This window comes from Serratia sp. CoH_134_PS_4 (assembly GCF_058190535.1).
Map to the genome: position 1 here is coordinate 196,132 of NZ_JBXWKI010000006.1, position 13,113 is coordinate 209,244.

Here is a 13,113-nt window from a genome sequence, read left to right on the forward strand (position 1 = left end):
GCCATGACAGGACAAAACGCACTTCGCGGTGCCATCTTCGGCGTGTTACTCAGCTTCAGCGTGGGCAGCGTTGCCCAACAAATTGTCACTACCTCCGATGTGATCCAGCAGCCGGGCTACCAGACAAGTTGGCAGAACATGGTGAAAGGCCAGGCCCGTTTACCGGGGTGGGCGCGTAAGGGAATGGGGACATCAACCCCGGCGCAAAGCCTGAGTTGGAAGGGCCAAAATTATTTGGTGGGCAATCTGTGCAAACCCCACGACTGTGCCAACAATTTTATGATGGTGGCGTTTAAAGAAGACAAGTCACAGGCATGGGCGGTGCGCGTCGAAGTGGCGAACAAACCGGAAGCGGTTGATCATCCGAAGAAATACGCTAAATACCAATGGTTGGGCAAGCCGGACGAGGACATGAAGGCGCTGTTGAAACAACAGTTCGAGAATAATCCAGACTGGAAATAATCAGTATTCGGCTGAATGCTGACGCATTTGGCCGTTTTTTTGCGATGAATATAGAACATTAAAATTAAACCCATATAAAACAATGTCTAAATAGGATAAATGTTATTTCATAATGATTTTATTATTTGGTTATATCTGTTTTGTATTATTTTGTTGTGCGTAATTATATTTATCTCCTTAGTATTTAATGGGTTGTGAGTTTTATTTTCTTTCTTAAATAATAACCACTTTTATTTTGTGGTTTTATTTTATTTAGTGTCTATGATCTTGTTTGGCGAATTTATTTTCACCGGAAAAATAGGCATTGCAGCTTTTTGCAATGGTGTCTGGAGATAAATATGTAAGCGGAGCATTATGATCATGGAAACAAATCACATTACTCTTTCTGAAGATGAAAAAGCGTCATTATACTTGTTGGATCAGGCGATGGGGTTCACCGTGCAGGCCGCATTGCGGGTCGCGACGGAGCTGAACGTGGCCGACGCTCTGATTGATACGCCCAAAACGTCCCGGGAGCTGGCGAGTCAGCTGGCGGTGGATCAGGACTTATTGCATCGCGTTATGCGCACGCTGGTATCTCGCAATATTTTTACCGTTTCTAACGACGGCCATTTCGCGCTAAATTCGGTGGCGCAATGCCTGCGCTCCGATGCCAGGGATTCTTTGCGTGCTGCAGTCATCATGCTTACTGATGACACATTCTGGCTGCCTTTGGGCAAGTTGACGGGAACTGTTCGGGGTGACCCGGTGTTCAAACAGCTGTTCGGAATGTCTTTTTATGAATATTGGTCGAGGGAAAATATTCCCGCGTCGGAAAATGACTTTCATGCCGGAATGTCGTCCATGTCATCGGTGGAAAATAAATTCCTGGTGCGAAATTATCATTTCCCAGAAAATGCGACGGTGGTGGATATTGCGGGGGGATTGGGCGGATTGCTACTGAGCGTATTGCGTGCTAACCCGACGCTCAAAGGTATCCTTTTCGATCAGCCGCAGATCTTGCCGAGAAATCGGCTCGGTGAACTCGGGGACGATTCCCGTTGGGAAACCTGTGCCGGCAGCTTCTTCGAGTCGTGTCCGACGGCGGACTTTTATTTATTGAAATACATCACCATGGACTGGCCGGACGAACCGGCCAGCCGGATATTACGCAGCTGCCGCAATGCTATGCATCCTGATTCGACACTGTTGATCATGGAACCGGTGATCCCAGAGGGTCATAATTGGGACTGTGCCAGAGAGATCGATCTGCTGCTCATGGGGAGTTTTGACGGCGGGAAAGCGCGTACCGAAGAAGAACTGAGGGCGTTGCTGGCCACTGCCGATCTGAAGCTGAACCGGATAATCAACACCGGTTGTTATGTCTCGATCGTTGAGGCAGTGCCCAGCTAAGTCAACGCTGAGGATAGAAAGAAACCCGCAAACAATGCGGGTTTCTGTCCTTTTCGTCAGCCGATGCCAGCCTGATGCAGGTCGTGCAGGTTGATCGCGCCCACCAGTACGCCGTCTAAATTGACCACCGGGGCAGCGCTGATATGCTGTTCGTGTAACGCCTCAAGCGCTTCTCCGGCGCGCCACTGTTCTGGCAAGCGGTAGCCGGGGCGGGTAATCGCCGGGCTTAACGCATCCTGCAGGCTATTCCCTTTCACCAGCCAGCGACGCAGGTCACCATCGGTAAAGACGCCGACCACTTTCTGCTGTGCGTTACACACGGGCACCAAGCCCAGCCCGGTGCGGCTCAGTTCAAGCATCGCTTCCATGACGTTGGCATTTTCACTGACCTGAGGCAGGCGATCGCCTGTGCGCATCAGGTGATGTACCCGATTCAGTAAACGTGCGCCCAGACTGCCGCCAGGATGTGAGCGGGCAAAATCTTCGGCATTGAAACCGCGTTGACGCATCAGCGCCATGGCCAATGCATCACCCATCATCAGCGTATTGACTGCGCTGGAGGTCGGAGCCAGCCCCATTGGGCAAGCTTCACGTTCAACGCTGATATCCAGCACGCAGGCCGCTGCCTGTGCTAACGGTGACTCTTTACCGCCTGTGATGGCGATCACCGGGATAGTATTTTCCGCCAGTAGCGGCAGGATAAGATCCAGCTCTTTGGCTCGGCCTGAATAAGAGATAAAGATCACCACGTCATCGGCACCGATCATTCCGAGATCGCCGTGCAGCGCTTCCGCCGGGTGTACGAAGAACGACGGTGTGCCGGTACTGGCCAGAGAGGCGGCGATTTTTTTGCCGATGTGACCGGACTTGCCAATGCCGGAAACCACGGCCTTGCCACGGCAGTTCAGCAGCAGTTCGCAGGCGCGGACGAAATTATCGTCCAGCCGTTCCAGCAGACGTTGTGCTTCTGTCAGCTCAATTTCCAGTGTTTCACGGGCAAAGGCCAGAAGGGCCGAGGCGTTACTCATCAGAATCTCCTACCAGAATGATATTGATACCTTTCGCTTGTAGTGCGGCGAGATAATCCGGGTTGATGTTTTTATCCGTAATCAGCGTGTCTACGGCGGCCAGGTCGCAGACCACGTTCGGGCTTTTACGGCCGAATTTCGACGAGTCTACCAGAAGAATAATGCGGCTGGCGGCCTCGCACATCGCTTTACTGACGTTATGCACCTCATTAAAGGTGGTAACGCCTGCGTTGAGGTCTACACCATCTGCGCCGATAAACAGTTTGTCGAAGCTGAACTGTTGGAAAGCGGATTCTGCCAGGCTGCCGTGGAATGAGGCCGATTTTTTGCGATAGGTACCGCCGGGCATCAGGATAGTCTGGTCGTTGTCCAACTCCACGAGCGCATTGACGATATGTAAGCTGTTGGTCATCACGGTGATGTTATTGAACTGCGCCAGATGCGGCACCATTTGCAGCACGGTACTGCCGGCGTCAAAAATCAGTGAATCGCCGTCGTTGATAAGCCCAATGGCGGCGTAGGCGATCTGGCGTTTCTTTTCGGTATTGATATGGGTTTTACGGTCGATCGGCTGATCGCCATCGTCACGGCTGAGGACGACACCGCCATACGTACGGATCACTTCACCTTCGTCCTCCAGCAGAGTGAGGTCTTTACGAATGGTGGTGCCCGTGGTGGCGAAGTGTGCTGCCAGGGCATCCACTGCCGTTTTGCCATGCCGCTGCAGATATTCAAGGATAGCGGCCTGCCGCTGCTTTGGTTTCATAGCCTGTCCTGTTCACAAGAGTTGAGCATTTCCCTTCAATGAATAATTCAATATGAAAGGTAATGTCTTTTAATGTGAAAATATCATGATTTAGGGGCAATCGCTAACGATAGTGCAGTCTGGCATGCGCGATCCTCGGGGAAGATCACATCCGGGATAAGGTCTCTCTGATGAAGCCCGTGCAGACGGGCGAGCTGTCGCGGTTGCGCAAAAATGGTCAGGCCACGCATGAGCATGCTGCCGCAGACCCGCTGCTCGGTATCGAAAGCCAGTGCCAAGACCACCCGTGGCCGAAAGCGCCCGCCAGAACGCCCGACACCGACGGTGCCCAGCTGGCATAGGCCGTCGAAGGCGCGGTTAAAACGTTGAAGTTGCCACCAGCCGAAAGCAATGTGCAGTAGCCAGGCCAGCACGGTAAAAATAATGAATGCCTGGGTCATGTCGTCTCCTGTTTGGTTTCCCTCTCCCGAAGGAGAGGGGGGATAATCCGATCAGAACATCACCTGACCGCCGGTAATATTGATTGATTGGCCCGTGCAGTAAGACGCCTTATCACTGGCATAGAACAGCAGGGTATTCAGGACATCCTGATAGTCGCAGCCGCGTTTCAGTGGCACTTTATCGGTGTAATACTTTTCAACCTGATCGGGTGCGATCCCCAGTTTCTGTGCGTACTGCGGCAGCAGCGACTGGAACATCGGCGACTTCAGCAGATTACCGAGCATCAGCGAATGGACGGTAATGCCGTACTCCGCCAGATCAAGCGCCAGTGATTGGGTCAGCCCGACGCCGCCAAACTTGGCAGCGCTGTAGCCTGAATTGTGCTTGCTGCCGACCTTGCCGGATTTGGAGTTGATCTGAATGATGCGCCCGGCAATGCCGTCGCGGATCATCAGGCGGGAAAACTCGCGGGCGCAAAGAAAATAGCCCACCAGATTCACTTGCAGCGAGCGGTCGAAATCCCCCAACGGAAAATCGGTGATTGGTGCCGCCTTGGCGATCCCCGCGCTGTACACCAGCAGGTTGGTCTGTCCAAATGCACCATCCACTGCCGCTGCCAGTTTCATCACGCTTTGTTCATCGGTGGCATCGGCCTGAAAGCCCTGCGCACAGCCTGCGCCGTATTGATCGTTAATCTGCTGCGCCACGTTTTGGGCGTTCCCCGCGTTTAAATCGGCCACCGCCACGCGGTAACCCGCTTGCGCCAGTCCCAGGCACAAGAATGCGCCTAATGTTTGGCCACCGCCAATCACTACTGCTACTTCAGACATGGTCTACTCCTTATGCGATAAATTTCAGCGTACTGCCTATCGGAATATCAATCGGCGTGGTGCCGGAAACATGGATCGAGCCGGGAAATTCGGCCTGGGTTTCCCCGTCAAAACGCACGGTAAGGTGGCCCAGTTCACGCAAATTCTGGTTAGCGACGCTGCCGACGGCTGTGATCGGGTAGCGTTGATCCGCCAACTCCATCCATCCACCCGCGAGCAGTTCACCAAGGGTATTGCCGTGCTGGTGGATAAAACAAAACTCTTCGATGTCTGCCGGTGCTCCTTCACGAAAGGTGATCAGCATGTCATCACACAGCGCATCGCGGGCAGAGCCGCCAATCTGGGTGATGGTGGTTTGAAAAATGGTGTTCATAACTAGCCCCTGGCGGTAAGTGTTATTGATAGATGAAGGCCGAGGCGGCCCAAGCGATCAGCACGGTGGGCGCACCGGTCAGGAAACGCCCGACCAATACCGAAGGCACACCGACCCGCACCGTGTCCTGTTTGGCTTCTGCCAGCGACAGGCCCACGGGAATAAAGTCGCAGGCGGCTTGCGCATTGATCGCAAACAGGGCGGGCAGTGCCAGTTGCGGCGGGATATGGCCCAGGCCAATCTGTACCCCGACCAGCACACCGATTACCTGAGCGATCACCGCGCCGGGGCCCAGGAAGGGGGATAGCAGCGGGAAGGAGCAAATCAGCGCCAGCGTCACCAGTCCAATAGGACTGTTGGCTAACGGTGTCAGACCGTGGGCGATAAAATCCCCAAGACCGGACGCCATGATGATGCCGATTAGCGCCGAGACGAACGCCATAAACGGCAGAATGGTTTTCAGGACGGTGTCGATGGTGTCGCGACCCGCCTGGAAAAACACGGCCACCACAGATCCCATGCCCATGCCGACTTTTGCCAAGAGGCCGTCACTCTGCTCGGTGATTTTTTTACTGGTGTCGTAATCCCGTCCCCTTGACTGAGTGGCGGGGGCGGCTTGCACCGCATCTGTTTCCGACGCTACCCGGCTGATGTTGTTATCGCGCACCCCAGAAACGTAGATGTCCTCGAGAATAAACTTTGCCAGTGGGCCGGATTGTCCGGTGGCGTGGATATTGACCGTCGGAATACGGCGTTTAGGGTACAGGCCACAGCGTAGGGTACCGCCGCAGTCAATCACCATCACACCAATCTCGTCCGCCGGCGGTTCACCTTCCTTGAAGCCGTCGACGGCGGGCCAGCCAGTCAGTTCGCTAAGCCGGTCGACGATCGACGGGCGGGTGCCCGCAGTGATGTACACCACTTTTTTGCCCGGCTCGATCGGCAACTGTAATGGGCCGCCCCAGCCGCTGGCGCCTTTCTCAATACGGATATAAGCACTCATGCTGCACTCCACGGGTTAAAGTTGCACCTGACGATCCAGGCGGATGCCCATCTTGCGTTCAAACAGGCTGGTGGTGAGATCGGTTACCCAACCGCGGAAGAAGTTGGTAAACAGCCCGACCAGAAAATAGCTCACGGCCAGTGGCCCCAGCGGCAGGCCGAGGGTGGTCAGCCCGCTGGCGATGCCGAGATAAACGAACAGTTCGCCGGGATTGATATGCGGGAACAGGCCATTCATGGAGTGGCAGCTGTAAGATGCTGCTGCGTAGTAGCTGGGTTTATATTTCTCGGGCATAAAACGGCCGAGGCTGAGGGTCATTGGGTTACAAAAAACAAAGGTGCCGAGCAGCGGCAGCAGCAGATAACGTGAAACCGGGTTTCCCGCGCAGCGCTGCGCCAAGCGTTCAATACGTTCCTGGCCAACAAATTTAATCAGCGCGTTCATAATGACCAACAAGCTGATTAACAAAGGTAAAATGCCTGTCACCATGCCGACAAACACCTCACCGCCTTTCTGAAACAGGCCGATAAACCATTCGGCACCCTGAGTGATTAGCTCAATCATTATTGTTCTCCTGTGATGGAAGGTATGGCCTGGAGCAAAACGGCAGCTCTGTCGCCATGGGCCTTACACTAATCACTTCACGGATTCATTTGTTTTAAATAGATCACATTTTGAAAGATAAATATTTTATTGTGAAAGTTAATAATGAAAGAAAAATAACATGGAAGCACGGTGGCCGTGAGGCGGGAAAGGGGAATCAGCAGATAAAAGACATGAAAAAGCCCGGCGTACCGGGCTGGAGAGAACTCTACTTGCTGTCGCCGTGATCAGGCGATGGTCACTTTCTTGTCCAGATAGGTGTCCTGAACGGCATTGATCAACGCCACACCTTCTTTCATCGATTTCTTGAACGCTTTACGCCCCAGGATCAGGCCCATGCCGCCGGCACGTTTGTTGATAACGGCAGTACGCACCGATTCCTGAAGGTCGTTTTCACCGGCAGCGCCGCCGGAGTTAATCAGCCCGGCGCGGCCCATATAGCAGTTGGCCAACTGGTAACGCACCAGATCGATCGGGTGGTCAGTGGTCAGCTTGCTGTAGACGCGGTCATCGGTATAACCGAATTTCACCGCGCGGTAGCCGCCGTTATTTTCCGCCATTTTCTGCTTAACGATATCGGCGCCAATGGTGGCGGCAATATGGTTGGCCTGACCGGTAAGATCGGCGCTGGAATGATAATCCACCCCGTCTTTATTGAATGCCGGATTACGCAGATAGGCCCACAGCACGGTGACCATACCCAGCTCATGAGCACGCTCAAAGGCGCTAGAAATTTCCTCAATCTGGCGGCGTGACTGTTCAGAACCAAAGTAAATGGTGGCCCCGACCGCGACAGCACCCATGTTGAAAGCCTGCTCGACGCTGGCATACAGCGTCTGGTCGTATTGGGTTGGGTAGCTCAGGGTTTCGTTATGGTTCAGTTTGACCAGGAACGGAATTTTGTGCGCATAGCGGCGTGACACGGACGCCAGCACGCCGTAAGTGGAGGCGACGCAGTTACAACCGGCCTCAATGGCCAGTTCGACGATATTTTTCGGATCGAAGTACAACGGGTTGGCAGCAAACGACGCACCGGCAGAATGCTCAATGCCCTGATCGACCGGCAAAATTGACAGGTAGCCGGTGCCAGCTAAACGACCGTGATTAAGCAGGCTTTGCATGGAACGCAAAACGGTGTTGGGACGGTTGTTATCGATCATTATCCGGTCAACAAAGTCGGCGCCCGGTAGGTAGAGATTCTCAGCAGGGATGGTAGTACAGCGGTGTTGCAACAGGTCTTCCGCTTCCTTTCCTAACAACTGTGCAATATCAGTCATGATTAACTCCCGATTAGCTTCTTCATAACACCGGTAGGGCAAGGTATCTGACCACCGGCGCAGTAAAAAGCGGTGATTGAAGCTGATAGAACGATATTAATGAAATCCTGACAGCAAGGAGAAACAATAGATGCGATTGAGAGGAAATGCCATTTGCATGGCCAAATACGTGGGGGCGATCGCCCCCTTGACGGCCAGGCCGCTGATTATTCTGCGTCGAACCACTCGGTATTTTGCAGGGCGATAGGGGTGATTGAGTAAATCATTTCTTGTAGATGCTCGTGGATGGCACGCTCGGCGGCGTCTGCATCCTGCGCCTTCAGCGCGGCAAAAATACGGTAGTGCTGTTGGATTAGGCTCTCCGGTGGTGAGACCTCACTCAGGCTGAGAAAACGCACTCGGTCCATGGTGGCCTTGATGGTTTCGATGGTCTCCCAGGCCAACGGGCAGTCCGCGAACTGGGTCAACAGTTGGTGAAATTCATCGTCCAACGTCAGAAACTCACGCGTCTGCTGGTTTTGTGCCGCCAGCTCCTGACGATGCAAGTTATGCTCCAGCGTCATCAGTTGTTCCGGTGTGATCCGTTCCGCCGCACGCCGCACGATCGCGCATTCCACCGCCTGACGGATAAAGCGCCCGTCGGCCACCCGCTTGGCAGAAATCTTCATCACAAACGTCCCGCGTTGCGGCAGGATCTGCACCAATCCAGCCTCTGCCAATTTGATAAAGGCTTCGCGCACCGGTTGGCGAGAAACACTAAAGCGGGTAGAAATCTCTTTCTCGGACAACAGTGTACCGGGGGGAATGGTGCAATCGACGATATCCTTGCGCAGGAAACGGTAGACTTGCTGATTGACCGGGAGATTATTGGTGAGGCTGTAGGATTCAGACATGGTGACAACGCATTACCAGGCTTGAGTGTGAATGCCACCATACTAGCAGATTATCCGCTGGCTGCGGACGGATAAATCCTTCCGCAGCTTGACGAACAAAGCCATTTTACGCTGTCGGTGAGGAACAGCCGAGCGGCAACCCTGCCACGCAAGCCTTGGCACCTTGTGTCAGCAGTTGCCGATAGGCATCGGTCACCGCCCCGACAAAACGCGGATCATCGGGCAGATCATGGCCGAAGACGGTATCAAGTTGCAGTAAGGCCAGCACCCGTTCAGGGCCTTCGCGACTGTTGCTGACCACATTGGCGAGGCGTTCCCGTAATGGATCGCTGATCTCGATGGCCTGACCTTGCTCATCCTGACCGCCGACGTATCGCATCCAACCGGCAACGCCTAACGCCAGGCAGTCAACGTTGCCGTCGCGTGCCAGATGCCAGCGAATGGCGTCCAGCAAGCGCTGCGGCAGTTTTTGGGTACCGTCCATGGCGATCTGCCAGGTTCGGTGTTTCAGTGCGGTGTTGCGGTAACGCGCCAGCAGCGACTCAGCGTACTGCGCCAGATCCACGCCGCAGACTTGCAGCGTCGGGGCCTGTTCCGCCAGCATCAGATGGCGCGCCGCACGCTCGAAATAGGCATCCTGCATACTGTCGCTGATGTGGGTATAGCCTGCCAAATAGCCCAAATAAGCGAGGAACGAGTGGCTGCCGTTGAGCATCCGCAGCTTCATTTCTTCGTAGGGCAGCACGTCGCTCACCAACTCGGCACCGGCTTTTTCCCACTGGGGGCGGCCCTGTGGGAAGTTATCTTCGATCACCCATTGGCGGAACGGCTCGCAGGCGACACCGAGCAGATCGGCGACGCCACCCAGCAATGCCTCCGTATGTTGCTGGGTTTCTGCCGTGACCGCCGGGACAATGCGGTCGACCATCGTTGAGGGAAACGTGACATGCTGTGCGATCCACGCTGCTTGGCCATTGTCTTGCCGTTGTGCCAGCTGCGTTAACACGTTGCGAGTAATCTGGCCGTTGGCGGGCATATTGTCGCAGGACATCACGGCAAACGCAGGCAACCCACGTTCCCGGCGCAGACGCAGTGCGGCCAGGATCAATCCCGGCGCGGAACGTGGTTGCTGTGGATGAACAATATCATGCTGAATATCCGGGTGTTCTGACAGCAACTGGCCGCTGGCGGGGTGATAACAATAGCCTTTCTCGCTGATTGTTAATGAAACGATGGCCACTTCCGGTTGCGCCATGGCGTCTAACACGGCGTCCAATCCGTCGACCTGCAGGTGCAGAGCCTGCCTGACAACGCCAATCACTTGACCGTGCCAATCGGTATCGTTCATTTCGGCAACCGTATACAGCAAATCCTGCCGCTGTAGATCGGCGATTTTTTGCCTGCCGTTGTGCATGCTGATCACGCAGTAACCCCAGTCGCTGGCGTGATCGTTAGCCAGTTGTTCGGCATACACAGCCTGATGCGCGCGGAAAAATGCGCCAAAGCCAACGTGCACGATGCGTGGTTTAAGCCGTTCTCGATCGTAATCCGGCTGGGCAATTGCCGCCGGCAGTGCGCTGTTAGGGGAAAGTATCATGCTGGAATTCCTGACAGAGGGACCGGGCGGCGATGGCCGCCCGATTGCATTAGGATTTTGAGATTTGCGGTTGCGCGGTGTTGCGCGGTGCTTTGATCACCAACAAGACCAGTACCGCACCGAGCGCCGCCACGCCGCCTGCCAGCATAAAGGCGCTGTCGAATTTGCCGGTGTTTTGCACAATATAGCCGGTAACTATCGGTCCGATAATGCCGGAAACGCTACCGACCAGGTGGATGAAGCCGCTGGCACTCCCGACGCGGGATTTATGCACAACGTCTTGAATGATTGCCCAGTAAATAGCGCCGGTGATGTACAGGAAGAAGATCGACACTGACATCAGCATTACCGCCGGGACCACACTGCTGACGGTACCAGCCAGTGCTACGCAGATGGCTGCCGCCAGCAAGCTGGTGACCAACACAATCTTGCGCGACAGCAGCAGCTTGCCGGTAATATTGAAAATCTTGTCAGAGATATACCCGCCGAGCGCCAACCCGACAAAACCGACAATCCACGGAATCATGGTGGTGAGGCTCATTTCCTTGATGTTCAGGTTATGCGCCTGCACCAAATAGGACGGAAACCAGCTCAGGAAGAAGAACAGGATATAGTTGTAGCAGAAGAAGGCGAACGCAGTGACCAGGATAATCGGTTGTTTCAGGTAGTAGCCCAGGCCGTGTGCGGCATGGCTCAGTTCTTCCTCTGCGCTGTGAGTCTCTTCTTTCATTTGGTTAATCAGCGCGAGTTCTTCATCGCTGACGCGTTTACTTTTCGCCGGGTTATCTGCCACCACAAAGAACCACACCAGCATCCAGACAATGCCGATCGAGCAGATAATCATAAACGCGGGCCGCCAACCGAACGCCAGCGCCAGATAACCGACGATCGGCCCCGCGACGGCACCGCCCAAAGGGGAACCGGCGCTGAGCAGGCCCATTGCGGTCGCCGCCTGTTTTTTCGGGAACCAGCCGTTGATCATTTTATTGGCGGAGGCGCAGATCGGCCCTTCGGCCATGCCGAACAGCACGCGCAAGATCAGCATGGAATAGAAGCCGGTGGCTAACGCCGTCATGCCGCAGAAGATTGACCACAGGCCAACGGCGATGCCGAGAACCAACGTTGGGCCGAATTTGTCTACTGCCAGCCCGCCGATAAAGTTAAAGATGGCGTAACCGAAGAAGAAGCTGCCAAAGATGATGCCGAACTGTTCGGCATTCAGCATCAGATCTTTCTCGATCATTGGCACGGTAATCGACAGCGCGACGCGGTCGAGGTAGTTGATCATGTAAACCATAAACAGCAGGAATACGATGGTCCAACGCAGATTCTTAAACATGAAAGCACTCCACTTGATGTTGTTTTAATCGCGATGCTTTGTTGTCTGCAAGGGCGGTATCACCGCTCGATGCCCCGGTGAAAAAACTAACTAAATTGCAGTAACACTTTGCAGCAGGTGCGCTGGTCTTGTTCGAACATCAACATTGCCTGCTCGACGTCTTCGGCGGGTACGCAATGGGTGATTAATTTCTGTGGGCTGATTTTCCCGCTGGCCATCCAATCGATGACCTGCGGGAAGCGTGCACTGTTAAGGCGTGAGGAGAAAATCGACAGCTCTTTACTGGTGATGCTTTGTTGGGTCAGGGTACAGGCGTCACCGGAGAACCCCATAATACCGATACGCGCTGCCGGTGAAGCAAGATGAATGGCCTCCTGCAAAATGCTCGGGTGGCAGGCTGCGTCAACAATCAACGTCGGGCGGATACCGCGTTGTTCCAGTTCTGCAGACAGCGACGCGTCGGCGTTATTGAATGTCCAGTCGGCCCCGTTCTCCTGTGCCATCATCAGGCGTTCAGGAATACGATCGGTGACGATCACGTGCTTCACGCCGTAGACGCCTTTCAGCGTTTGGATCACCGTTAACCCCATCGGTCCGGCCCCGTAGATCAACGCAATATCGTCGGCGTTGGGTTGCAGGTGGGCAGTAATATTGGCGGCAATGGTGAAGGGTTCTATCATGGCGGCGTGACGGTCGCTGATGTTATCTGCAACAGGGTAGGCATTGCGCGCCGGGGCACAGGCATAATCGCTGAACCCGCCGTCCCGATGTACGCCGATCACCTGTAGTTCGGTACAAACGTTGGGGCGACCGATAGAACACGGGTAGCAATGACCACAGCTGACGACCGGATCGACGGAAACGCGTTCGCCAAGGCGCTGTGGATCAACCTCGCTACCGACCTGGTCAATCACGCCAAAAAATTCATGACCGATCACGCGCGGATAGCGGGCGAACGGGTTGTGACCATGATAAATATGTACATCAGAACCACAAATACCGGCAAATTTAACCTTTACGCGCACTTCATCGGCGGCGGGCTGCGGCAAGGGGCGCTGTTGGATAGTCAGCCGACCGGGCTGTTCAATAACCACGCTGTGCATGGTGCG

Annotated in this window: 14 protein-coding genes; 2 read left to right on the forward strand and 12 right to left on the reverse strand. The window is 54.6% G+C overall.

What is annotated here, in order from left to right; translation table 11 throughout:
- Window positions 1–3: 3 nt before the first annotated feature.
- Both AC2FCQ_RS12055 and AC2FCQ_RS12060 read left to right on the forward strand, forming a co-directional pair.
- Window positions 4–462, forward strand: a complete 459-nt coding sequence (locus tag AC2FCQ_RS12055; RefSeq protein WP_209638268.1) for an inhibitor of vertebrate lysozyme family protein — start codon at window positions 4–6, stop codon at window positions 460–462.
- Between the two features lie 360 nt (window positions 463–822).
- Complete coding sequence (locus AC2FCQ_RS12060) at window positions 823–1,854, forward strand: methyltransferase (protein WP_490308330.1); 1,032 nt, start codon at window positions 823–825, stop codon at window positions 1,852–1,854.
- A gap of 56 nt (window positions 1,855–1,910) precedes the next feature.
- On the opposite strand, the gene gutQ is transcribed toward AC2FCQ_RS12060, so the two are convergent.
- The 12 genes from gutQ to AC2FCQ_RS12120 all read right to left on the reverse strand — a co-directional run bounded on the left by gutQ (window position 1,911) and on the right by AC2FCQ_RS12120 (window position 13,107).
- On the reverse strand, window positions 1,911–2,882 hold the full coding sequence (gutQ, locus tag AC2FCQ_RS12065; protein ID WP_209638264.1) for an arabinose-5-phosphate isomerase GutQ: 972 nt from the start codon (window positions 2,880–2,882) through the stop codon (window positions 1,911–1,913).
- Window positions 2,875–3,648 carry a glucitol operon DNA-binding transcriptional repressor SrlR gene (gene srlR, locus AC2FCQ_RS12070; protein ID WP_209638262.1) on the reverse strand — a complete coding sequence of 258 codons (774 nt, stop codon included), beginning with the start codon at window positions 3,646–3,648 and terminating at the stop codon, window positions 2,875–2,877. The genes gutQ and srlR overlap by 8 nt, the downstream gene beginning before the upstream one ends.
- Window positions 3,649–3,731: 83 nt before the next feature.
- The gene (gene gutM, locus AC2FCQ_RS12075) at window positions 3,732–4,088 is read right to left on the reverse strand and encodes a transcriptional regulator GutM (RefSeq protein WP_490308256.1); all 357 of its coding nucleotides are present in this window, start codon (window positions 4,086–4,088) and stop codon (window positions 3,732–3,734) included.
- 51 nt (window positions 4,089–4,139) lie between these two features.
- Window positions 4,140–4,919 (reverse strand): sorbitol-6-phosphate dehydrogenase, encoded by a 780-nt coding sequence (gene srlD / locus AC2FCQ_RS12080; protein WP_404760745.1) that lies wholly within the window; start codon window positions 4,917–4,919, stop codon window positions 4,140–4,142.
- Window positions 4,920–4,929: 10 nt separating this feature from the next.
- Entirely contained in the window at window positions 4,930–5,292 is a 363-nt protein-coding gene (gene srlB / locus AC2FCQ_RS12085) for a PTS glucitol/sorbitol transporter subunit IIA (protein WP_209638258.1), read from the reverse strand.
- A gap of 22 nt (window positions 5,293–5,314) precedes the next feature.
- A complete protein-coding gene (gene srlE / locus AC2FCQ_RS12090; protein ID WP_209638256.1) occupies window positions 5,315–6,295 on the reverse strand; it encodes a PTS glucitol/sorbitol transporter subunit IIB in 981 nt (326 codons plus the stop codon).
- A 15-nt stretch (window positions 6,296–6,310) separates the two neighbouring features.
- Window positions 6,311–6,859, reverse strand: a complete 549-nt coding sequence (gene srlA, locus AC2FCQ_RS12095) for a PTS glucitol/sorbitol transporter subunit IIC (protein WP_209638254.1) — start codon at window positions 6,857–6,859, stop codon at window positions 6,311–6,313.
- Between the two features lie 266 nt (window positions 6,860–7,125).
- Window positions 7,126–8,175 (reverse strand): class I fructose-bisphosphate aldolase, encoded by a 1,050-nt coding sequence (gene fbaB, locus AC2FCQ_RS12100; RefSeq protein ID WP_012146277.1) that lies wholly within the window; start codon window positions 8,173–8,175, stop codon window positions 7,126–7,128.
- Window positions 8,176–8,381: 206 nt separating this feature from the next.
- Complete coding sequence (locus tag AC2FCQ_RS12105; protein ID WP_209638250.1) at window positions 8,382–9,068, reverse strand: GntR family transcriptional regulator; 687 nt, start codon at window positions 9,066–9,068, stop codon at window positions 8,382–8,384.
- 106 nt (window positions 9,069–9,174) lie between these two features.
- On the reverse strand, window positions 9,175–10,665 hold the full coding sequence (locus tag AC2FCQ_RS12110) for a mannitol dehydrogenase family protein (protein WP_490308255.1): 1,491 nt from the start codon (window positions 10,663–10,665) through the stop codon (window positions 9,175–9,177).
- Window positions 10,666–10,714: 49 nt separating this feature from the next.
- On the reverse strand, window positions 10,715–12,004 hold the full coding sequence (locus tag AC2FCQ_RS12115) for an MFS transporter (RefSeq protein ID WP_490308253.1): 1,290 nt from the start codon (window positions 12,002–12,004) through the stop codon (window positions 10,715–10,717).
- A gap of 86 nt (window positions 12,005–12,090) precedes the next feature.
- Window positions 12,091–13,107 (reverse strand): Zn-dependent oxidoreductase, encoded by a 1,017-nt coding sequence (locus AC2FCQ_RS12120; RefSeq protein WP_490308329.1) that lies wholly within the window; start codon window positions 13,105–13,107, stop codon window positions 12,091–12,093.
- Window positions 13,108–13,113: the final 6 nt, after the last annotated feature.